At 39.0% G+C, this 22,761-nt stretch carries 21 protein-coding genes, 1 rRNA gene and 1 other annotated feature; of the genes, 21 read left to right on the top strand and 1 reads right to left on the bottom strand.

All coding sequences use genetic code 11. The features are described 5' to 3' along the window. Window positions 1–10 precede the first annotated feature (10 nt). The 12 genes from rrf to ACEN4I_RS01440 all read left to right on the top strand — a co-directional run bounded on the left by rrf (window position 11) and on the right by ACEN4I_RS01440 (window position 11,841). Window positions 11–126 (top strand): 5S ribosomal RNA (gene rrf / locus ACEN4I_RS01495). A 179-nt stretch (window positions 127–305) separates the two neighbouring features. Continuing rightward, the gene (locus ACEN4I_RS01490) at window positions 306–845 is read left to right on the top strand and encodes a methylated-DNA--[protein]-cysteine S-methyltransferase (protein ID WP_407096086.1); all 540 of its coding nucleotides are present in this window, start codon (window positions 306–308) and stop codon (window positions 843–845) included. Between the two features lie 124 nt (window positions 846–969). Beyond that, window positions 970–2,703, top strand: a complete 1,734-nt coding sequence (locus ACEN4I_RS01485) for an ABC transporter ATP-binding protein (protein WP_407102437.1) — start codon at window positions 970–972, stop codon at window positions 2,701–2,703. Between the two features lie 145 nt (window positions 2,704–2,848). Continuing rightward, the gene (locus ACEN4I_RS01480) at window positions 2,849–3,667 is read left to right on the top strand and encodes a TspO/MBR family protein (RefSeq protein ID WP_407102438.1); all 819 of its coding nucleotides are present in this window, start codon (window positions 2,849–2,851) and stop codon (window positions 3,665–3,667) included. A 252-nt stretch (window positions 3,668–3,919) separates the two neighbouring features. After that, a complete protein-coding gene (locus ACEN4I_RS01475; protein WP_407096083.1) occupies window positions 3,920–4,495 on the top strand; it encodes a Gx transporter family protein in 576 nt (191 codons plus the stop codon). 326 nt (window positions 4,496–4,821) lie between these two features. Beyond that, window positions 4,822–6,690 carry an FAD-dependent oxidoreductase gene (locus tag ACEN4I_RS01470; protein ID WP_407096082.1) on the top strand — a complete coding sequence of 623 codons (1,869 nt, stop codon included), beginning with the start codon at window positions 4,822–4,824 and terminating at the stop codon, window positions 6,688–6,690. A gap of 76 nt (window positions 6,691–6,766) precedes the next feature. Then, window positions 6,767–7,186: a NusG domain II-containing protein gene (locus ACEN4I_RS01465; RefSeq protein WP_407102439.1), complete on the top strand. Its 420-nt coding sequence runs from the start codon at window positions 6,767–6,769 to the stop codon at window positions 7,184–7,186. 32 nt (window positions 7,187–7,218) lie between these two features. Then, complete coding sequence (locus tag ACEN4I_RS01460) at window positions 7,219–8,196, top strand: polyprenyl synthetase family protein (protein ID WP_407096080.1); 978 nt, start codon at window positions 7,219–7,221, stop codon at window positions 8,194–8,196. Between the two features lie 209 nt (window positions 8,197–8,405). Beyond that, a complete protein-coding gene (locus tag ACEN4I_RS01455; protein WP_407096079.1) occupies window positions 8,406–8,885 on the top strand; it encodes an FMN-binding protein in 480 nt (159 codons plus the stop codon). A 101-nt stretch (window positions 8,886–8,986) separates the two neighbouring features. After that, the gene (locus tag ACEN4I_RS01450; protein WP_407096078.1) at window positions 8,987–10,054 is read left to right on the top strand and encodes an FAD:protein FMN transferase; all 1,068 of its coding nucleotides are present in this window, start codon (window positions 8,987–8,989) and stop codon (window positions 10,052–10,054) included. A gap of 46 nt (window positions 10,055–10,100) precedes the next feature. Next, window positions 10,101–11,042 carry a 1,4-dihydroxy-2-naphthoate polyprenyltransferase gene (gene menA, locus ACEN4I_RS01445; protein ID WP_407102440.1) on the top strand — a complete coding sequence of 314 codons (942 nt, stop codon included), beginning with the start codon at window positions 10,101–10,103 and terminating at the stop codon, window positions 11,040–11,042. 58 nt (window positions 11,043–11,100) lie between these two features. Beyond that, window positions 11,101–11,841 (top strand): polysaccharide deacetylase family protein, encoded by a 741-nt coding sequence (locus tag ACEN4I_RS01440; RefSeq protein ID WP_407102441.1) that lies wholly within the window; start codon window positions 11,101–11,103, stop codon window positions 11,839–11,841. A gap of 197 nt (window positions 11,842–12,038) precedes the next feature. On the opposite strand, the gene ACEN4I_RS01435 is transcribed toward ACEN4I_RS01440, so the two are convergent. Next, window positions 12,039–13,166: an ABC transporter ATP-binding protein gene (locus tag ACEN4I_RS01435; protein ID WP_407096075.1), complete on the bottom strand. Its 1,128-nt coding sequence runs from the start codon at window positions 13,164–13,166 to the stop codon at window positions 12,039–12,041. A gap of 234 nt (window positions 13,167–13,400) precedes the next feature. Between ACEN4I_RS01435 and ACEN4I_RS01430 the strand changes: the two genes are divergently transcribed. The 9 genes from ACEN4I_RS01430 to rlmB all read left to right on the top strand — a co-directional run bounded on the left by ACEN4I_RS01430 (window position 13,401) and on the right by rlmB (window position 22,757). Beyond that, window positions 13,401–13,931: a dUTP diphosphatase gene (locus tag ACEN4I_RS01430; RefSeq protein ID WP_407102442.1), complete on the top strand. Its 531-nt coding sequence runs from the start codon at window positions 13,401–13,403 to the stop codon at window positions 13,929–13,931. 177 nt (window positions 13,932–14,108) lie between these two features. Next, entirely contained in the window at window positions 14,109–15,482 is a 1,374-nt protein-coding gene (gene radA, locus ACEN4I_RS01425) for a DNA repair protein RadA (protein ID WP_407102443.1), read from the top strand. Between the two features lie 112 nt (window positions 15,483–15,594). Continuing rightward, the gene (locus ACEN4I_RS01420) at window positions 15,595–16,707 is read left to right on the top strand and encodes a PIN/TRAM domain-containing protein (protein WP_407096072.1); all 1,113 of its coding nucleotides are present in this window, start codon (window positions 15,595–15,597) and stop codon (window positions 16,705–16,707) included. A gap of 12 nt (window positions 16,708–16,719) precedes the next feature. Further along, window positions 16,720–17,427, top strand: a complete 708-nt coding sequence (ispD, locus tag ACEN4I_RS01415) for a 2-C-methyl-D-erythritol 4-phosphate cytidylyltransferase (protein WP_407096071.1) — start codon at window positions 16,720–16,722, stop codon at window positions 17,425–17,427. 151 nt (window positions 17,428–17,578) lie between these two features. Next, window positions 17,579–19,051 (top strand): glutamate--tRNA ligase, encoded by a 1,473-nt coding sequence (gene gltX, locus ACEN4I_RS01410; protein ID WP_407102444.1) that lies wholly within the window; start codon window positions 17,579–17,581, stop codon window positions 19,049–19,051. Window positions 19,052–19,060: 9 nt separating this feature from the next. After that, window positions 19,061–19,275, top strand: a binding site (T-box leader). Window positions 19,276–19,520: 245 nt separating this feature from the next. Beyond that, window positions 19,521–20,051, top strand: a complete 531-nt coding sequence (gene epsC / locus ACEN4I_RS01405; protein ID WP_407096069.1) for a serine O-acetyltransferase EpsC — start codon at window positions 19,521–19,523, stop codon at window positions 20,049–20,051. Window positions 20,052–20,094: 43 nt separating this feature from the next. Then, the gene (gene cysS / locus ACEN4I_RS01400; RefSeq protein ID WP_407102445.1) at window positions 20,095–21,501 is read left to right on the top strand and encodes a cysteine--tRNA ligase; all 1,407 of its coding nucleotides are present in this window, start codon (window positions 20,095–20,097) and stop codon (window positions 21,499–21,501) included. A gap of 1 nt (window position 21,502) precedes the next feature. Continuing rightward, complete coding sequence (locus ACEN4I_RS01395) at window positions 21,503–21,913, top strand: Mini-ribonuclease 3 (protein WP_407102446.1); 411 nt, start codon at window positions 21,503–21,505, stop codon at window positions 21,911–21,913. A gap of 124 nt (window positions 21,914–22,037) precedes the next feature. Next, window positions 22,038–22,757 (top strand): 23S rRNA (guanosine(2251)-2'-O)-methyltransferase RlmB, encoded by a 720-nt coding sequence (gene rlmB / locus ACEN4I_RS01390; RefSeq protein WP_407102480.1) that lies wholly within the window; start codon window positions 22,038–22,040, stop codon window positions 22,755–22,757. Window positions 22,758–22,761: the final 4 nt, after the last annotated feature.

The raw sequence follows: 22,761 nt of genomic DNA, 5'->3' as shown, positions 1-22,761 counted from the left end.
CACACATATGTGTGGTGACGATGGCAAGAAGGTCACACCTGTTCCCATGCCGAACACAGTAGTTAAGCTTCTTAGCGCCGAAGGTAGTGAGGGGTTTCCCCTTGTGAGACTAGGACGTTGCCGCGCAATCGAAAGCATCATCTTCGGATGGTGCTTTTTTTGTACATATTTAAGTTACAGTACTGTTACTTTTTTTTATTTAACTTTCTATACTCTATCAATACTTGTACAATAAAAGTAAGATACAAAAATAGTGATTTAATTATCGTGAGCTCCATGTGAGTATCAAAGGGAGTGAAATGTGTATGGAAGAAAACACACAAAAAATGTATTATTGTGCTTTGGTTTTTGATGATAATGAATATTTAATTGCAGCGACCACAAAAGGTTTAGCTTTTGTAGGGTCAAAAAATGCTGGTCTTATTGAATTAGTAGTGTGGATCGAAATGTATTGTGCAGGTACTTTACTGGAAGAAAATAACGAGTTTATGCAATCATACCAAATGTTGTTGGAAGAATACTTTCAAGGGACAAGAAAAGAATTTGATGTGCCACTAGATATTAAAGGAACTAATTTCCAAGAAATGGTATGGCGCGAATTATTAAACATACCTTATGGAGAAACACGTACTTATTCAGATATTGCGGATGCTGTTGGAAATCCTAAAGCAATCCGTGCTGTAAGCGGAGCAATAGGGAAGAATCCTGTTGCAATAGTGGTGCCTTGTCATCGTGTAATTGGAAAAAACGGTAAACTTACTGGCTACCGAGGCGGCTTAGAGATGAAAAAAGAGTTATTGGAACTCGAGAAATGTACTGTACCTCAATTGAATATTCCTTCCTAATTGCCTGAAAAGCTCATCTGATTGGATGAGCTTTTTTTTATTCTGGTGAACGTTCTAATAGTGAAAAGGATTAAATCCTGTTATGATAAATGCGATAAAACAGAAGCAGGAGGATAAACTCGATATGGAAAATAAACAGAACGGCATTAAAACATTCATTCGTTTGTTATGGTCTACTAAAATCTCAAAAGGAGTTTTGAGTCTTGGGTTAATCGGAAGCATAGTCACAACTATGGTTGGTTTAGCGATTCCTCTATTAGCTGGTAATATTGTAGATGAATTTACTTTAGAAACTATTCAAATACCTATAATAGCTGCTATTGTTGCAGCTTTTCTATTGCAAGCTGTAATTGACGGAGGATCTGCTTATTTACTAGCAAGAGCTGGGCAGCAAATGGTGGCTCGTTTGAGAGAACGATTATGGTTGAAGATGATCCGACTACCTGTTAGCTATTTTGATACTACTCCTAGTGGAGGCTCTGTAAGCAGAGTAGTGAATGATACGGGGAATGTTAGAGATTTGATCACGTATTATTTTCCGCAATTTGTGACGGGGATTATTTCTATTGTTGGAGCTGTCACTATTTTACTTTTTATGGATTGGAAAATGACTCTAGTGATGCTGATCTCAGTGCCGATAGTCTTACTGGTGATGATTCCTTTAGGAAAGAAGATGGGAAAGATTTCCCGCGAACTTCAGGCGGAAACGGCTCAGTTTTCTGGAGATATCCAACAAACGTTTAGTGAAAATCGTTTGATGAAGTCTTCAACAGCGGAAATGACAGAAGAAGAAAAGGGAAAAGCGGGTATTCAGCGATTGTTCAAGACTGGACTAAAAGAATCGAAAGTTACTTCTGTTATTGGTCCTTTAATGTATTTGATCATTATGGCTGTAGTGGTACTGATTTTTGCCTATGGTGGGATACGAGTGGCTAATGGCACCTTATCGACTGGTTCATTAGTAGCTTTTTTGCTTTATTTGTTCCAAATCATTTACCCGGTTACATCTTTCGCTACATTTTTTACGCAACTCAATAAAACAATTGGTGCTACAGAACGTATCGTGGCAATTTTAGAAATGGCGGATGAATCTGGCCAAGAAGGAATAGCGGAAAATATAACGGATAAACCATTGAGCCTTCACCAAGTGTCGTTCAGCTACCAAAAAGATGAACCGGTTTTAAAAGAAGTTTCTTTAGTAGCGAAACCAGGTGAAATGATTGCATTTTCTGGTCCGAGCGGTGGTGGTAAGACGACTATCTTTAGTTTGTTGGAGAGGTATTATGAGCCTGATTCTGGTGAAATAAAGGTTGGAGATATCCCAATTCAGCAGTTCTCATTAGCTTCATGGAGAAATCAGATTGGTTATGTATCGCAAGAGAGTGCTATGATGGCAGGGACTATTCGTGAGAACCTGACATATGGGTTGAAAAACGCAGAATCGATTTCGGATGATCGTCTATGGGAAGTAGCTAAGTTGGCTTATGCAGACCAGTTTATTAGGGAATTCAAGCAGGGTCTAGACACTTCTGTTGGTGAACGAGGAGTTATGTTGTCTGGAGGTCAAAGACAGCGTATCAACATTGCTCGTGCCTTCTTACGTGATCCTAAGATCTTATTAATGGATGAAGCTACTGCCAGTTTAGATAGTCAATCGGAACAAGTAGTTCAGCAAGCTTTAAGTCGCTTGATGAAAGGAAGAACGACGTTTGTGATTGCTCACCGTCTAGCCACGATCGTCAATGCAGATAAAATTATTTTTATTGAGCACGGAGAAATTACGGGGAGTGGGACTCATGAAGAATTAAAAGCTAGTCATTCTTTATACAGAGAGTTTGCTGAACAGCAATTATCCTAACTAAAAGGCAGTATGAATGGGACTTTATGCCTGTTTATGTTGCCTTTTTTTCGTTAGATAAGTAATCGTTTTTTTGGTTTTTTGATAAAGAGTATTATATGATGACAGAATAGAATGAAAAAAATTAAAGAAAAGAGGAAATGCATTGATACAAAATAATAAACATTCGAGATCTTTCATTAATTATTTAGTCATTCTGTTTTATGCGGCAATGGTAGGTGTGAATGCACTGGCTAATATTCTACCCATCAATGGAATAACTACGGGGGAAGTTTCAGATTCCTATCCTAACTTATTTGCTCCTGCTGGATTGACCTTCTCAATTTGGGGTGTCATCTATCTTTTGTTAGGGATATACGCTATTTATCAATTAATTGGATTTCGAAAAACGAGTAGTGCAATAAAGTTAGACTCTGTAAAGAAAATAAATCGTTACTTTATCCTTTCTTCAGTGGTCAATATTGCTTGGATTCTAACGTGGCATTATGATTTTATCGGACTTTCAACCCTCTTGATTTTTTCTTTGCTCATTTGTCTGATTTTGATCAACCATTTGACTCAGTCTGCTAATCTGTTATCGAAAAAAGATAAGCTTTTTATTCGACTTCCGTTCAGTATTTATTTTGGATGGATAACGGTAGCGTCAATAGCTAATGTAACGACATTACTGGTAGACATAGATTGGAATGGATGGGGGCTGACAGATCAAACTTGGACGATCATTATTTTGATAGTAGGATTGGTCATTGCATTAGCAACTATGATCAGCAACAAAGATATCGCTTATGGGTTAACTATTTTGTGGGCGTACTTTGGGATTGCCTATAAACATCTATCTGAAACAGGTTTTTCGGGTGACTATCCGTTGATTATTGCCACCGTCATTGGAGCAATGGCTGTTGTATTGATTACGTGCGGCTATTTATTGTATACACGTAAAAAAAGAGCAAAAAGTTTTTATTAACGAGAAATGGCCTCTAAAAGTTAGGTTTTTACTCTAACATGGGGTCATTTTCTTTTATCTAGTAGTCAGGTTATGGCTTTTTACAAGTTGTTCATAGGCGCAGTCCTTGAAAAAGAATAGAACCTTTCAAAATATGCTTTTATAAAAGGATATTAAAGAAACTAGACAAGGAACAGCCTTTTTCTTAAATTCTTTTTCATGTAGAAGTGTGGTAAACTTGTGTTACGAATCTAAAAGTAAGGATCAGGATATATGACTAAAAACACAAGGTTAATGTATATCGCTCTATTAGCTGCTCAGGGGGTAGTCATTTCGTTAGTTGAACGATCTATTCCGTTTCCTTTTGCATTTGCACCAGGAGCTAAATTAGGCTTATCTAACATGATCACAATACTGGCATTATTTACTTTATCGTACAAAGACAGCTTTAAAGTAGTTTGGATGCGGCTGTTAGTGACTACATTGTTAGGTGGTACGCTGTCTACATTTTTGTACAGCTTTGCCGGGGCCTTTTTAAGTTATTTCGGTATGTTAGTCATTCGAATGTTGGGGCCGAAAAGGGTCAGTCTTATTGGCGTAAGTGCGGCAGGCGGAATTTTGCATAATGTTGGTCAATTAGTAGTGGCTAGTACGATTGCTCAATCCTTTAGCGTGATGCTGTATCTTCCAATATTGTCTTTTTCAGGAATATTTGCTGGAATAGCTGTGGGGATAGCCGCTAATTACTTAATGGAACACGTAGCTACCATAAAAAAAATACAGAATGAAGAAGCCAAACATAATCGTTTAACACGAGCATGGTACGAAGCTTCTTCAGAGAAAGAATAAAACAGCATGAAAGCCTCTTAAAAATCAACTAAATGGATTTTTAAGAGGCTTTTTGTATAAAAAGAGCTAGAGAATGAGTGTCATGTATTATTTCTAACTTGATAAACAACGTTATGTGAACTAGCGATCTAAAAAGCGTTTACAATTGACGGAAATAAGAACAAATCAATTAAAATCAATATTTTTGCTTGTTCAGTGTAGACATAACAAGAGAAATAAACTATAATAAATTCGTAATAATAAATAGTAAGTAAAGTTATAATACATTTGTTTGCTCAAAGAATAACAATTTTTTATAAATGAACATAGGATAAGGAGTTTTTCGAATGGCAACAAAAAATATTGTTGTAGTTGGTGCTGGTTATGCTGGTGTGGCTGCTACGAAAAAATTATCAAAACATTTTAAAAAAGATAAAGATGTGGTTATCACTTTAATTGACAAACACTCTTATCAAACTTACATGACTGAGTTGCATGAAGTCGCTGCGGGCCGTGTAGAACCCGATGCAATCCAATATGATCTGCAACGTTTGTTCGCTCGCCAAAAAAATGTAGATATCGTAACAGATGAAGTACTTCATGTAGACCATGATGCAAAAACGGTTAAAACAGTAAAAACTGTCTTTAACTATGATTATTTGATTTTAGCTATGGGTGGAGAGCCTAATACGTTTAACGTACCTGGTGTTGAAGAAAATGGATTCACATTATGGTCATGGGAAGATGCGAATGCGATCCGTCGTCACATCAAAGATACAGTAGAAGCTGCATCAAATGAACATGACGTTCAAAAAAGAAAAGCAATGTTGACGGCTGTTGTCAGTGGAGCTGGGTTCACTGGTGTTGAAATGGTCGGAGAATTGATGGAATGGGGAGAACGTTTAGCTAAAGACAATAAATTAGATCCTGACGAATTTAGCTTATACTTAGTAGAAGCTGCTCCGAAAATTCTTGGAGTCGTTACTGAAAAAGAACAAACTAAGGCTGAAAAATACATGTCGAAAAAAGGGATTCAAATCATCAAAGGCAATGGGGTAGCAAATGTTGCTAAAGATTCAATTGAATTGACGGACGGTACTGTGATCCCAACTCATACATTAGTGTGGACTGCAGGAGTTAAAGCTAATTCAGATGCTGCTGAATATGGCATTGAAACGGCTCGTGCGGGGCGTTTGGTAGCGAACAAATACATGGAAGCTAAGGGCGTAAAAGATGTCTATTTAGCTGGAGACCTTGTGTACTACGAAGAACCAGAAAAAGACAACACACCAGTTCCACAAATCGTTCAAAGTGCAGAACAAACAGGTCACACGGCAGCTGCAAACATCATCGCTGCAATGGAAGGCAAAGAAAAAGTAGAACACAAAGGTAATTACCAAGGATTTATGGTTTCTATCGGTTCTCGTTACGGTGTAGCTTACTTAATGGATAAAATCCATTTAAGCGGCTTCCTGGCAATGTTTGTAAAACATATGGTGAACTTATTGTACTTCTTGACTATCGGATCTGCTTTCTACTTTGTTCAATATATCAGACACGAATTCTTCTTTATTAAAGACAAACGCAATATTTTCCGCGGACACTTATCACGATTAGGAAACATTTTATGGTCAGTACCATTGCGTGTTTTCTACGGAAGTATGTGGACTTGGGAAGGGATCAAAAAGACATTTGGTTTATTCGGGACAACATCTTGGTTTGGCAAAGAAATCGTCTTGCCATTTGAATGGCTGCAAGAACCAACCACAGGTGCTTCTCAAGTAGTTGAAGAAGTAGTCGCTAAACCGGTATTTGGTTTAAGCTATGTGTATGGTGAAGAACCAATGATGGTATTCAGCAAAGCTCCAGGCTGGTTCAACTCTATCATGGAATTCATGATTCCTAATACAGATGTCGCTTTATTCTTCCAAAAGTTCATGACAATCGTTGAGTTATTGATCGGATTAGCGATTATTGCAGGACTGTTTACATGGTTGGCAAATGCCGCTACTATTGCTTTAGTCGTTTCATTCTCACTTTCAGGTATGTTCTACTGGGCAAACGTTTGGTTCATCCCAGTCGCGATCTCATTGATGAACGGATCTGGTAGAGCATTTGGATTAGACTATTACGTGATACCATGGATTCAAAACAAGTTGAGTAAGTGGTGGTATGGAGATATTAAATCCATCTATGAAACTGGTATTAACAAGTAAAATGTGTTAAAAAGGGGATGGGACAAAAAGTCCCATCCTTTTATTTTTGTAAAACGTTCAACAGAGGTGAAGATAAATGAAAAAGCAGCTAAAGATGGTTCGTCGGTGGGATATTATGATTGTATTAGCTTTGATGGTGGCGTCTTTCCTTCCGCTGGTTTTTTTTACGTATGTGCAAGCTCAGACTGGAGATGCTGAATTGAAAGCAGTGATCAGCGCAGACGGAAAAATCGTTAAAGAGTTTATTTTAACGGATGATGGCCAGACCGAAGAATATGTCTATACAGATGACCATGGGCATAAAAACACCGTGATTCGTGATGGATTGAAAATTTATATGTCAGATGCAAGTTGTAATGATCAATTATGTGTTCGAAAAGGCGCAATAAATGCATTTGGCGAGACGATTGTTTGTTTGCCGAATCATTTATTAGTTGAAATAGAACCCAGTCAGTCTGATGTTGAAATTGAAAATGAGCTAGACATTATTTCCTGAAATAAGCACTTTAAAAATAGAGGAGAACTGGTATGAAGATTCACCCAATGTGGAAAGACTATCCTTCGATACAAACTGAATTAAAAGCATGTATTTCTTTAATCGAACAAAACATCACTATTAAAAATAAAGATGTGCAACAAAAAATCGTTCAATTGCTTTCTTCCGGCGGTAAAACATTACGTCCTGCGTTTAGCTTAATGTTTTCACAGTATAAAAGCGAAACGGATCAGGAAAAAGCTCGAGCGATTGCAGCTGCTGTTGAAGTGCTGCATTTAGCAACTTTGGTGCACGATGACGTCATTGATGAATCTGATTTGCGTCGCGGGCAAGAGACGATTAATACGCAATATGACAATCGAGTAGCAGTATACACCGGCGATTACTTATTTACTGTCTGTTTTCGTCTGCTCACAGATTATGCAGCGGATGCTTCGGCGCTGCAATTAGATAAAAACGGCATGGAAAGCATCTTGGTTGGCGAACTGAACCAAATGAATATGAAGTACAATTCTAATATGACTATGCGCAATTATTTGAAACAAATACAAGGCAAGACAGCACAATTGTTTGCGCTGAGTTGTTATGCTGGGGCCTATGAAAAGGGCTCAGAAAAAATGGCCAATTCAGCTTATCAAATCGGCAATAATATAGGTATGGCTTTTCAAATTATTGATGATGTACTGGATTACACGCAAGATACTGTGATTGCAGGGAAACCGATGATGAGCGATTTGAAAAATGGTATTTATACCGCTCCTCTTTTATTTGCCATGCAAGAAAATCGGGAAGTATTCGAGCCTTATATTTTAAAAAAAGATCAGATCACAGAAGAAGAGATCAAAGAAGTATACAAGTTGGTGCAGTTGTATAAAGGTGAAGAACGCGCGAAAGAATTAGCCAATAAATATACTAAAAAAGCGTTAAAACGAATCAAACGACTGCCTGAAAATTCAATAAAAAGCACTCTATTGACCATTACTGAGCAAATGTTGTCTCGTGATATGTAAAAAAGAAACCTTATAAAATAAGGTTTCTTTTTTTAAAAGTGAAATGTTCATAAATTTTTCAGATAGTTAATGAAAAAATTATTAAATTGTGTGAAATAGATTGATTTGTTTTGCTGTCAATGCTACTATAAGTACGTAATAAAGAAAAGAAATATTTGTGAATACTTACACAAACAGAAGTGCATATACTAAAAAAGGGTGGGTATAAAATGAAAAAATTATTCTCAGTATCAACGTTAACTTTAGCTTCAGCTTTGGTATTAGCTGCATGCGGCAGTTCTGAAGAAGCAACAGAGTCATCTGAATCAGCAGCTTCAGAAGGCGGATTACAAGATGGAACATATACTTTAGTAGAGAAAAACTTGGATGAAAATGGCTGGAAAACAGACTTCTCTATTACTGTAAAAGGCGGAGAAATTACTGAATCAAATTATGAGAACGTAAATGAAGCTGGCGATAAAAAATCTGAAGACGAAGCTTATCAAGAAAGAATGTCAGAAGTTTCCGGCGTCGGTCCAGTAGAGTACTTCCCGCAATTAAATGAACAATTAGTTGAAACTCAAGATCCAGCAGCAGTTGAAGTAGTAACTGGAGCTACACACTCATCAGAATCTTTCAAAGAGTATGCGCAACAATTAGTAGACGCTGCTGAAGAAGGCAATACGGATACCATTGAAATCGATAATTAATAGTTTCTATTCTCATTAATTGATTTATAATAACAGGTAGGGGCAATGTATTTTGTTCCTGCCTGTTTTTGTATGAATTACGAGAAGTTAGGAGAAATAAAATGAAAAAAATATATCAACATAAAAAAATCTTAAGTGGACTAATGATGGGAGCCTTTTTTCTTTTACTGGCCGGCTGCGGCTCGAAAGAAGAGCAAGCCTTGCTCACCACGCCCTATGAACAAACAGAATTTCTAATGGGTACTTATGTAACATTGCGTGTGTATGATGAAGGGAAAGAGGAAGTTCTGGAAAATGCTTTTGCCCGAGTCGAGAAATTAGCGGATAAGGTAACTGTTAATGAACCTGGCTCAGAAATCGACAAAGTCAACGAAGCTGCGGGAGACGAAGCTGTCAAACTTTCAGATGATGTGTATCCTTTAATCGAAACTGCTGCAAAATACAGTGAAGTTTCTAATGGCGGATTTGATTATACTGTAGGACCTATAACAGATTTATGGAGAATCGGCTTTGATGATGCTAGAAAACCGGAGCAAGCTGAAATCGATGCAGCATTGCCGCTAGTGGATTACAGCAAAGTTGAGTTAGATGCAGAAAATCAAACCATCTTTTTAACCCAATCAGGAATGGCTTTAGATTTAGGAGCGATTGCTAAAGGCTATATTGCAGATGAGATCAAGGTATTATTCGAAGAATCAGGGGTCACCACGGCTATTATCGATTTAGGTGGAAATGTAGTCGTTATGGGAGGTTCGCCTACCAGAGAAGGAGAAGCTTGGAATATCGGGATACAAGATCCTTTATCTGAACGAGGAGAAACCGTTGGAAAGACCAAGCAAAAAGATCGGTCAATCGTTACTTCTGGAATCTATGAACGTTATCTTGAAGTGGATGGGGAAATTTATCATCATTTGATGAATCCTGAGACTGGTTACCCTTTTGATAATGAAATTGCTGGCGTGTCGATCATTTCCAATCGTTCTGTTGATGGGGATGCTCTTTCAACAGTTGTATTTGGATTAGGGTTAGAAGATGGATTGGAATACGTGAACAATCGAGATGATATAGAAGCTGTTTTTATTACCAAAGAAAAAGAAATTTATACGTCAGATGGGTTGATGGATAACTTTGAATTGACTAATGAGGAATACACTTGGGTGAATAAATAAGTTTAAGCTGGAGTGCATCAAAAAAATCTTTAAAGGAAGTGTACGAATGAGTGTACCTGTTTTTTTAGAATTGGTTGAGATAAAAACCAAATTAGCTAGTTTATTTCCTTTTACATTAGGTGTTTTATTTTCTTTGTATTATTTCTCGGAGCTGAATGGAGTAAACACCTTGCTGTTTTTTCTTGCAATGGTGGTTTTTGATATGGCCACTACTGCAATCAACAATACGATGGACTATGTCAAAGCAAAAAACATGGACTACAAAGACCAGGAAAATATTTTAGGAAAAGCTGGGTTGTCAGTGAAGCAAGTAACCTATTTGATTGTGGCAATGGTAACTTTTGCTGCTGCCATTGGTCTGTTATTGGTTTATCGAACGAACCTTTTGCTGCTGGTCATAGGTGCTATTTGTTTTGCGGTAGGAATATTATATACTTTTGGACCATTCCCGATCTCTAGAATGCCTTTAGGTGAAGTGATGTCTGGTTTGACAATGGGATTTGGTATTTTCTTTATTGCCGTTTTTATCAATGTTCCTTCTACCTTTATCACAGCCTTGACAATAGAATGGCCTAATTTCGCGCTGACAGGAAGCATCCAAAATGTAGCAGCCATCTTTTTAGCTTCTCTGCCGTTAGTATTTACGATTGCCAACATTATGTTGTCCAATAACATTTGCGATTACGAGACAGACATTACCAACCATCGCTATACATTAACTTTTTATATTGGCAAACCAATTGCTGTGCGTTTATACCGTTGGTTGTACTATGGGGCTTTTGCTGCCAGCACATTAGCCGTTTTACTAGGAGTCAACTCTGTTTTTATGTTAGGTATCTGGATCATTTTCCCTATTGTTCAAAAAAATATTCATGTTTTTACCAATAAGCAAGATAAAGCCACTACATTTGGCTTAGCCATAAAAAATCTAATTGTTTACCACGGGATGCAAATTATTCTATACAGTTTAGCCATTATTTTTCAATGATGAAACAGGGCGGCAGTTGATTTAAAAACTAAAATATTCTGGAAGAAGGCTAGTAGAAATGGGTTTTAGCACATTATGTTACCATGAATTCCGTAAACGAGAAGAAATTACTGAACAAGGACCGTCTCCGATCAAAGTGACGCAAGATTATGATGATGCACTGCCGCGTGAACTCTTTACCTATGTAGAAGACTTTGAAGCGCAAATGAACTACTTAAAAGCGGAGCAGTATCATGTCTTGACGTTAGAAGAAGTTCGGGCTTATTTGAACGGAGCAGAGATTCGGGAAAAATCGGTTTTACTGACAGCGGATGATACTTATCAATCGTTCAAAAAGTACGCTTATCCGATCTTGAAAAAATTGGATTTTCCTGTTGTTTCATTTGTAGTGTTAGGTTGGTTGAGCGAGCAAGATGAACCATTTCTGGCTAGTCGTTCTGTGTCTATGAGCAAGGAGGAGCTGGAAGCTATGAAAGGTCTAGTGACAACAGCCAATCACACTACTCTGCTGCATCAACGATTTGCGGACGGCAGCTCCGCAATCCAAACGGTTACTGACGAAGCATTGAAAGCAGATTTGGCGACATGTGGAACTTATGTAGAAGAGCCTGATGTTTTTGCCTATCCTTTTGGAATCTACAATGAACGAGATCTTTTACGCTTAACAGCAATAGGGATGAACTTGGCATTTACTTGCAAGTCAGGTAAAAATACGCAAGATACGCCGCCGTTAGAGTTGCACCGTGATGTGGTTCCGCTGGGTATCTCATTAGAAGAATTTAAAGCAATCGTTTCATAAAAACAATAGCCTGAAAAGTCCTGTGTCGGAACTTTTCAGGCTGTTGTTTTGTGATTTATTGGAGTATCGGTCTGTATAAGGAACTTTATTTAGTTCACCCTTAATCACACGACTGTCGACTGGGGTACTGTCTTTTGGAACAACAAAAACCCCTTCTACTTTTTAAGTAAAAGGGGAGAAAAGGGCTTGGGTTGGTGTTATGCTTTAATGGTTACTGGCTCTCTGCGAATAACTTCTTGTGTTTCGATATCAAAGAAGTGTCCTTTGTTCATGTCGAAAGCTAATTCAATCATTTCGCCAGGATTGTGGAAGTCGCGTGCATCTACTTTAGCTATGAATTCTGTATTGCCGACTTTTGAATACAGCATAGTTTCAGCACCCAATAGTTCTGATACTACAACTTCAGAATTAACGACAGTATTTGGAGAAGAATCGATAGCGATTTGTTCACTGTGGATGTCTTCAGGACGAATACCGAAAATCAGTTTTTTGCCATCATAACCACGTTCTTTTAACAAACTCAACTTGCCGGCTGGAACTTCGATTTGTAAATCTGTTCCATTAGAAATCGTATTGTCTTCCAATGTTACTTCAAATAAGTTCATGGCTGGAGAGCCGATAAATCCGGCAACAAAAACGTTATTTGGAGTATCGTAAACTTCTTTTGGAGAACCGATTTGTTGGATGAATCCATCTTTCATGATAACGATACGATCCGCCATAGTCATCGCTTCCGTTTGGTCATGGGTTACGTAAATAGTTGTTGTTTCTAAGCGGCGGTGCAATTTCGCAATCTCTGCACGCATTGCTACACGCAATTTCGCATCTAAGTTGGATAACGGCTCATCCATTAAGAAGACTTTTGCGTCACGAACGATTGCACGTCCTAAAGCTACACGTTGGCGTTGTCCACCAGAAAGAGCTGCTGGTTTACGTTTCAAGTATTCTGTTAAGCCTAGGATATCAGCGGCTTCTTCTACACGGCGTTTGATTTCTTCTTTTTTGTATTTGCGTAATTTCAATCCAAAGGCCATGTTATCGTATACAGTCATGTGAGGATATAGGGCGTAATTTTGGAAAACCATTGCGATATCCCGGTCTTTTGGAGCTACATCGTTCATCAAGGTGTCGCCGATCCATAATTCGCCTTCAGTGATTTCTTCTAATCCAGCAACCATCCGTAAAGTTGTGGATTTCCCACAACCTGATGGGCCAACAAACACAATAAACTCGCGGTCTTTAATATCTAAATTAAAATCTGTTACAGAATAAGTATCGTTATTGTCGTAACGTTTATGAATTTGTTTTAAAGCTAATTCTACCATATGATTCGTCCCCTTTGAGTAATTGTTTAGTTGATAATATCAGTATATTGTAAACGCTGTCTTTTTAAAATGTTGAACTGCACAAAAATCAAAAGATTTATTTGTGCAGATTGCTCAGAGCAGAAAAATTGCTGATTCTAAACAATTTTCTCCAAGAGTTCTTTTTCTTATGCTAAACTAGTAAAATGAAAACTGCAAAACAAAAGCTTTTTTTATAAAGAAAGGGACTGACAAATGAACAAAGTAAGAGGTTTTGAAATTGTATCAAGTTACGAAGGAAAAGAGATCACATTGCCAGAGAGAGCTACACAACAAGCAGCAGGCTATGACTTTCAAGCAGCAGAAGATATTGTAGTGCCCACTATTTGGAATGTGTTATTAAAAAAACAAGCTTTACAGCAAAATGAAACTTCTGGTTTACCTGAAGCCAATAAAGAATATCTAGCATCGACACTGGTTCCAACAGGGGTCAAAGCGTATATGCAGGAAGATGAGTACTTGCAATTAGCCAATCGTTCCAGCAACCCGATCAAAAACCAATTGTCTATGCCAAATGGGGTAGGAATCGTGGACGCTGATTATTATGGGAATGAAAAAAATGAAGGGCACATTTATTTTCAATTTATCAACTACGGACTGACAGATTACGTCATCAAAAAAGGAGACCGTATCGGTCAAGGAATCTTTATGCCTTATTTGAAGGCAGACAAAGATACAAATAGCGGCATTCTTCGCACTGGCGGTTTTGGGTCTTCAGGAAAATAACGGTTCAAAAGTGCACAAAAACTTATTTTTCAGTTTCTTGCGTATCATTATTTAACAAGAGACAATAAACTTAACGGTTATTTAAACTTATTGTGCATTCTAGAAGCCCCAGAAGGCTTAAGATGTGGTAAAATAAGAATAGTCATAAAACATCAAAAAGAAAGAGAGGTTCAGCTTTTGGCCAAAAAGAAATCGACTAAATTTGTCTGTCAATCTTGTGGTTATGAATCTCCTAAGTGGATGGGACGTTGTCCAAATTGTGGCAGTTGGAATGAAATGATGGAAGAATTGGAAGTAGACAAAACAGATCGCCGCAGTCGCGTTAGTATGACCGGTGCAACGGCTAAGGCGCAACTCGTCAAAGATGTCACGGTTTCTACCGAAACGCGGGTCAAAACGCAATTAGGCGAATTGAATCGTGTGTTGGGCGGTGGAGTTGTTCCGGGTTCTTTAGTGTTGATCGGGGGAGACCCTGGTATTGGTAAATCTACTTTACTGTTGCAAGTTTCAGCTCAACTCAATATGACAGGCGGAAAAGTCCTTTATGTGACTGGAGAAGAGAGTGCGACGCAAATCAAATTGCGGGCAACTCGCTTAGGCGTTGACGGAGGGAAATTCTATATTTACCCAGAAACCGATATGAGCGCTATTCGGCAGACCATTGAAGAGATCAAACCAGAATATGTAATCATTGATTCGATCCAGACGATGAATCAACCAGATATCACGAGTGCTGCTGGGAGTGTTTCGCAAGTACGTGAAAACACAGCGGAATTAATGAAAATCGCTAAAACAAATAATATTGCTATCTTTATTGTTGGTCATGTGACCAAGGAAGGGGCAATTGCTGGACCGCGTATGTTAGAACACATGGTGGATACAGTGCTGTATTTTGAAGGAGACCGTCACCAATCTTTTAGAATTTTACGAGCTGTAAAAAACCGGTTTGGCTCTACTAATGAAATAGGTATTTTCGAAATGCGGGAAGATGGATTAAAAGAAGTATTAAATCCTTCAGAAATGTTTTTAGAAGAACGTCTGGCGGGAGCAAATGGGTCGTCCGTAGTGGCAGCTATGGAAGGAACACGTCCGATACTTGTAGAAATCCAAGCTTTATTGACTCCTACTACGTTTGGGAATGCCAGAAGAACTGCCAGCGGGTTAGACCATAATCGAGTCTCATTGATTATGGCAGTATTGGAAAAAAGAGCGAATTTATTGCTGCAAAATCAAGATGCTTATTTGAAAGCAGCGGGTGGCGTAAGATTAGACGAACCGTCTGTCGACTTAGCCATAGCGATCAGTATCGCTTCCAGCTACCAAGAAAAAGGTACACGAGCTACGGATTGCTTTATAGGGGAAATCGGCTTGACTGGCGAGATCAGACGTGTCAGTCAAATTGAACAACGCGTTAAAGAAGCGGCTAAATTAGGATTTGAACGCATTTTTATTCCTAAGAATAATATCGGAGGCTGGACTTTTCCGAAAGACATTGAAGTCATCGGTGTCGCGACCATTAGTGAAGCCGTCAAAAAAGGGATCAAAGGATAAATTTTAAGGAACGTCCAATAGTCATTCAGGCAGCTTTGCACAGCAAGTGTAAAGCTCCTCAATGATGATAAACTAATTAATATAGTACAGCTTTTATAAAGGAGGAACATATTTGAAGAAAAAAATTATCTCGCTTGTTTTTGTCTTGATTGGTGGAAGTATCGGAGCAACATTCTTGCCATTATTTTGGGAAATTATTGGCGTCAACAGTAATTTAGTCAACAATGTATTCACGAATATTTTGATTGGTGCACTTATTTTTTATCTTTTATCTTTACCTTCCGTGAAATATGTTGAACGAGCTATTGGAAAAGCAGAAGAATTTATTAGTCAGTTAAGCTTATCGTATTTGATTGCTGGCAGTATCGGAACAATTATAGGATTGCTGTTGGCATGGCTTATTACGATCCCGCTAAGTACTTTTGGATTGCCGTTATTAAGCAATGTAGTGCCTTTATTAGTGACGATATTTTTGGCTTACCTCGGCTTTCGAGTAGGGACAACGCGTCGCCAAGAAATCCGCACGTTATTCCAAACGAAACCCAAACCAGAGACTGAGGAATCCGAGAACCAAGTTTTAGAGCGTAATGCAGACGACAATTTCCGCAAATACAAGATCTTAGACACAAGCGTGATCATAGATGGACGAGTGTATGATATTGTCATGACAGGTTTTCTAGAAGGAACGATTTTGATTCCAAACTTTGTATTGCATGAATTGCAGCACATTGCTGACTCTTCCGATAGTTTGAAACGCGTACGTGGAAGAAGAGGGTTGGACATCTTAAATGCGTTACAAAAAGAAGAAGGCTTAAAAGTAGAAAATTACGATGGAGATTTTAAAGAAATCGAAGAAGTCGATGCTAAGCTGGTGAAGCTGGCTAAATTATTGGATGGAGTAGTAGTGACCAATGATTACAATTTGAATAAAGTATGTGAATTCCAGAATGTTCCTGTTCTAAACATCAATGAATTGGCTAACGCAGTAAAACCAGTCGTTATCCCAGGTGAAAGTATGGTAGTGACGATGGTCAAAGCTGGTACAGAACGGACGCAAGGAGTCGCTTATTTAGATGATGGCACAATGGTCGTTGTAGAAGAAGGACAACACTACATGAACAAAACGATTGAAGTAGTCGTGACAAGTGCACTTCAAACGGCTGCTGGTCGAATGATTTTTGCAAAACCGGCTAATACACAAAAGAAACTGAACGATAAAGAATAGGAGCGATTGGATTTGGCAAAAACAACTTATGAGCTGATTTTGTTAGCAGCTGGCCAAGGCAAACGCATGAAGAAGGATCGAAATAAAGTCTGGTTGTCATTAATGGGAAAACCATTGATTGAACGTGCTATGGAAACTTTCTTAAAAGATCCTTGTTGCGTTCACATCATTGTGACGGTCAACCCAGATGAAGTTGAGATGCTGGAAGAATTGATTGAAGCGGAATTTCCGAATACAGATAAACCTATCTCGCTGGTTATCGGCGGTTCTGAACGACAATACAGTTCATACAATGGCTTACAGTATTTAAAAGATCCTGAAAACGGGTATGTGATGATTCATGAAGCTGCCCGTCCCTTTCTTGAGCAGGATTTTATCGATCAGTTAAATGAAGGTATGCAGCAAACAGGAGGAGCTATTTTAGCCGTCCCTCCAAAGGATACAATCAAACAGGTTTCAAATGGGATCATTGAAAAAACGATTTTACGAGAAAGTGTTTGGCAAGCTCAAACGCCGCAAGCTTTTCGCAGTTCTCTAGTGTTGGAGGCTCACGAAAAAGCAACTAGCGACAACTTTTTCGGAACAGATGACGCGTCTGTTGTGGAACGGATTTTTTCACAGATCAAGATCGTACCGGGAAACTATTACAATATAAAAATGACTACTCCAGAAGATTGGGTAACAGGCGAAGCTATTTTGCATCATCAGTTATCCAACTAACTCCTGCAACAGAAAAATCAATCTAGATAGCGAGTATCTTAGAGTTAACAATTGTCAAAGTCACATTTGCGTGGTAACTTTAAGTGGATAAGACAACAAGGTTTTAATTTAAATTGAAGGCATTCTATTTTTAGAAAAGAGGACATACATTATGACAAAAAAAGTTCGTGTACGTTACGCACCAAGCCCAACAGGACATTTACACATTGGGAATGCTCGTACGGCTTTATTTAATTACTTATTTGCCCGTCATCATGATGGAGAATTTATTATTCGTATTGAAGATACAGACCAAAAACGAAACATCGAAGGCGGCGAAGAAAGCCAACTGGAAAATTTAAAATGGTTGGGTATCGAATGGGATGAAAGTCCAGAAAAACCTGGCAAATATGGTCCATATCGTCAATCGGAACGTAAAGAGATTTACGATCCGTTAATTGACCAATTATTGATGAGCAACCGTGCTTACAAGTGTTACTGTACAGAAGAAGAGTTAGAAGAAGAACGCGAAGCACAACGCGCTCGCGGCGAAATGCCTCACTATGGCGGCAAATGTGCAAACTTATCTGCAGCTGAACAAAAAGCTAAAGAAGCAGAAGGTATCGTACCTGTTATTCGCTTCCGCGTACCAAAAGAAAATACGTATGCGTTTGATGATTTGGTAAAAGGACACATCTCTTTTGAAGCAGAAAGTGTTGGAGGAGACTTTGTTATCCGTAAACGTGACGGTTTCCCAACGTACAACTTTGCAGTAGCCGTAGATGACCATTACATGAAAATCACGCACATTTTACGTGGAGACGACCATATTGCCAACACTCCAAAACAAATGATGATCTATGAAGCGTTTGACTGGGAAGCACCGACTTTTGGTCACATGACGTTGATCATCAACAGTGAAACAGGTAAAAAACTGAGCAAACGTGATGAAAGTATTCTTCAATTTATCGAACAATACCGCGAATTAGGCTACTTGCCGCAAGCGATGTTCAACTTTATTGCTTTACTAGGCTGGTCACCTGTTGGAGAAGATGAAATCTTTGATCAAGAAACACTGATTAAGATCTTTGACTCAGCACGCTTAAGTAAATCGCCTGCCGCATTTGATGCGAAAAAACTGGAATGGATCAACAATCACTACATGAAAGATGTAGACTTGGATACTGTTACGGAATTAGCAAAACCGCACTTGGTAAAAGCTGGACGTATCGAAGAAAACTTATCTGAAGAACAAGAACAATGGGTGAAAAACCTTGTCAGCTTGTATCATGAGCAAATGAGTTATGGAGCAGAAATCGTTGAATTATCTGAATTGTTCTTTACTGAAGCGCCAACTTTAGGAAACGAAGCCCGTGAAGTATTAGCTGGCGAAACCGTTCCAGAAGTCTTAGCCGCTTTTGATAAAGTATTGAGCGAAATTGAACCATTTGATGCAGAAAATGTTAAAAAAGGAATCAAAACAGTTCAAAAAGAAACGGGCATTAAAGGGAAAAACTTATTTATGCCGATCCGAATTGCCGTAACAGGACAAATGCACGGCCCGCAATTAAACGAAACGATTGAATTATTAGGACGCGATAAAACGAAGAAACATTTAGAAGAAGTTCTAAATACATTAGCGTAAAACTATACATTAAAGACAATGATAAGAAAGAGTAACTGAATAAGCGCCTTCAGAGAGTCTGTATGGGTGGAAGCAGATGACGCGAATTCAGTGAAGTGCCTCTTGGAGTTGTGGTGTCGAATCAAGTAGACACCTACCGGCTAACACCCGTTACCCTGTCCGAGATTAGTGGCTTTTTGAGCGACTAATGAAAAAAAGTGGAACCACGCCAAAGCGTCTTTTTTGTGAAAGCAAAAAAGACGCTATTTTTATAAAGATGTGGAGGACGCTTGGTAGACGCGACAAGAAAATAGGAAATGCAATAGAGGATGCCCTTTATCCTCAATTGCATTTATCTTTTTCTCGAGTGTCTAGCGACCGCAACTCGCCTAGACTGATGCGAAGTGGCCCGTTTAGCTCCGATAGAAAAAATCTAGTTTAATAAGTTTCCCCAAAAATAAATCATAAAAAAGAAAAAAAGGTGGCCAATATGCGTACTATAAGTGAAACGGTTCAAACGATAAAACAGAATGATCCCTCAGTCCGCAGTACGCTGGAGATATTCTTGACTTATCCGGGGTTTCATGCGATATTGTGGCATCGAGCAGCGTATTTTTTCTATCGGCACCAATGGTATTTGGTGGGGAAAATAATCGCGACTATTTCTAGATTTTTTACAGGAATCGAGATTCATCCAGGAGCCGTCATTGGAAAAAGATTGTTTATTGATCATGGGATGGGACTGGTTATTGGAGAAACGGCCATCATTGGAGACGATGTGGTGCTGTTTCATGGGGTAACTTTAGGCGGAACCGGAAAAGAAAGAGGAAAACGGCACCCTACGATTGGGAATAATGTCTTAATATCCGCACATACTCAGGTTTTAGGACCGATCACTATAGGAGATAACTCTAAAATCGGCGCTTCAGCAGTGGTGCTGGAAGACATCCCAAGTAATGCTACAGCTGTAGGGATACCTGCAAAAGTCGTCAAATTGAATGGTCAACGAGTAGCACACTAAACTAAACGAATTAAAATCTCACCTAAAAAGGAAGTGGTAATCCATGCTAAAAATCTATAACACGCTGACTCGCCAAAAAGAAGCATTTGTCCCTTTAGAAGAAGGCAAAGTAAAAATGTATGTTTGCGGTCCTACGGTATACAATTACATCCATATTGGAAACGCGCGCAGTACTGTAGCTTTTGATACGGTTCGCAGGTATTTGGAATATCGCGGGTATGATGTCAATTTTGTTTCTAATTTTACCGATGTAGACGATAAAATCATTCGTACAGCTCAGGAAATGAACATCACTGCTCCCGCAGTTGCTCAGAGATTTATTGATGCTTATTACGAAGACACCGCTGCTCTAGGCGTTGAAAAAGCTACAAGCAATCCTCGAGTTATGGATAATATGCCTGATATCATTGAATTTATCAACGCGTTGGTCGAAAAAGAGTATGCCTACGAAGCAAGCGGTGATGTCTATTTCCGTACGCGTAAATTTAAAGAGTATGGCAAACTTAGTGATATGTCGATCGATGATTTAGAAGTGGGTGCAAGCAATCGTCTAAATGACGAAGAAAATACCAAAAAAGAGGATCCGTTAGATTTTGCTTTATGGAAGGCTGCCAAAGCGGAAGAAATCAATTGGGACTCTCCTTGGGGAAAGGGTCGTCCAGGCTGGCATATTGAATGCTCGGTCATGGCTACTAAATACCTTGGAGATACGATCGATATCCATGCAGGCGGTCAAGACTTGGCTTTTCCGCATCACGAAAACGAAATCGCTCAAAGCGAAGCCAAAACAGGGCACCCATTTGCCAACTATTGGATGCACAATGGTTTTGTGACGATGGATAACGAGAAAATGAGCAAATCGCTTGGGAATTTTGTGTTGGTACACGATATCGTCAAACAAGTCGATCCGCAGATTTTGCGCTTTTTCATGGCTACTACTCAATATCGACGTCCAATCAGTTATAGTATGGCAACGATTGATGAAGCGAAAAATAATTTAGCTAAATTGCGTCATGCTTACGAAAATGTTGGTTATCGTTTGAAAGATGCTGTAGAATCAGTAGCAACAGATGCTGAACAAATCGCTCAATTGGATGAATTCAAGCAAACGTTTATCCGCGAGATGGATGACGACTTTAATGCCGCTAATGGGATAACCGTCGTTTACGATTTGTCTAAAACGATGAATATTTATAGTGAACAAGCAGAAGTGTCTAAAACTGTCCTAGAAGCGATGCAGAAATTGATGAGTGAATTGATGCTGATCTTCGGAATTGCCTTTGAAGAAGAAACATTGTTGGATGAAAAAGTGGAACAATTGATCGTCGAGCGCAATGAGGCTCGCGCGGCTAAAAACTTCCAACGAAGCGATGAGATTCGTGATTTATTGAAAGCAGAAGGCATTATTTTAGACGATACACCACAAGGTACTAGATGGAGAAGAGGATAACATGACTGAAAAAAATTGGGCATTATTGAACGGATTAGCATTAGCTTACGTTGGAGATGCCATTTATGAAACGTATATCAGAGATTATTTAGTGAATCAAGGGCAAACGAGACCCAACCAATTGCATCGCATGGCGACGCATTTCGTGTCCGCCAAAGCACAAGCTTTTTTGATGCATGAGATGATGTCGGCAGAATTACTTTCTGAAGAAGAAACAACGATGTTCAAGCGAGGCAGAAATGCCAAGAGCCATACATCAGCTAAAAATGCAGACATTACAACTTACCGTATTTCTACAGGTTTTGAAGCGTTGATGGGGTACTTGCATTTGTCAGGCGAAAAAGAACGGATGGAAGAATTGATCAACTGGTGTATCCAGAAAGTGGAGGAGACAAACGATGCCAAGAAATGATAAACGATCGTCAAATAGAGATCGAGATAGAAAAAAAACGACTAACCGTCGTCCTCAGCACAAACGTCCGCAACAAATTGATTCCGTAGAAGCGGTAGAGAATGAAGAGGATCGCGATTTTGTCATGGGAAGAATCCCAGCGATCGAAGTATTGAAATCAGAACGAGATATCAATAAAGTCTTTTTACAAGAAGGTCTTTCTGGCGCTAAAATGGAAGAAATCCATGGACTAGCTAAAAAACGCAAAGTACAAATTTCGATCGTGCCAAAATCAAAACTAGATTTACTAGTAGATGGACAAAACCATCAAGGTGTTGTGGTTGGAACAGCAGCTTTTGCTTACTCAACGATTGATGATTTATTTGAAGCAGCGGCTATAAAGAATGAAGACCCGTTCTTTATTTTATTGGATGGTGTGGAAGATCCGCATAATTTGGGATCAATCATGCGTACGGCAGATGCCAGCGGAGCTCACGGAATTATTATTCCTAAACGCCGTGCAGTTGGACTGACGGCAACCGTTGCTAAAGCTTCAACAGGCGCCATTGAGCACGTTCCAGTCGTTCGTGTGACCAATCTGGTACAAACCATCAAAGACTTGAAAGAACGCGGTATTTGGTTCTATGGCACAGATATGGAAGGCCAAGACTACCGCAAATGGGATGCAACATTGCCAGTGGGACTTGTTATTGGAAATGAAGGCAAAGGTGTCTCAAGGCTCGTGAAAGAGCAAATGGATGGGACTATTACCATTCCTATGACTGGTCATGTGCAAAGTTTAAACGCAAGTGTCGCAGCTGGTTTATTGATGTACGAAGTTTACCGAGGACGCAATAAACTGTAAAACA

Origin of the sequence: Desemzia sp. FAM 23990 (assembly GCF_045528485.1) — a bacterium.
Classification (GTDB): Bacteria; Bacillota; Bacilli; order Lactobacillales; family Carnobacteriaceae; genus Desemzia.
Note: the sequence above shows the minus strand (reverse complement) of the source record. Positions and strands in the feature narration are given on the sequence as shown.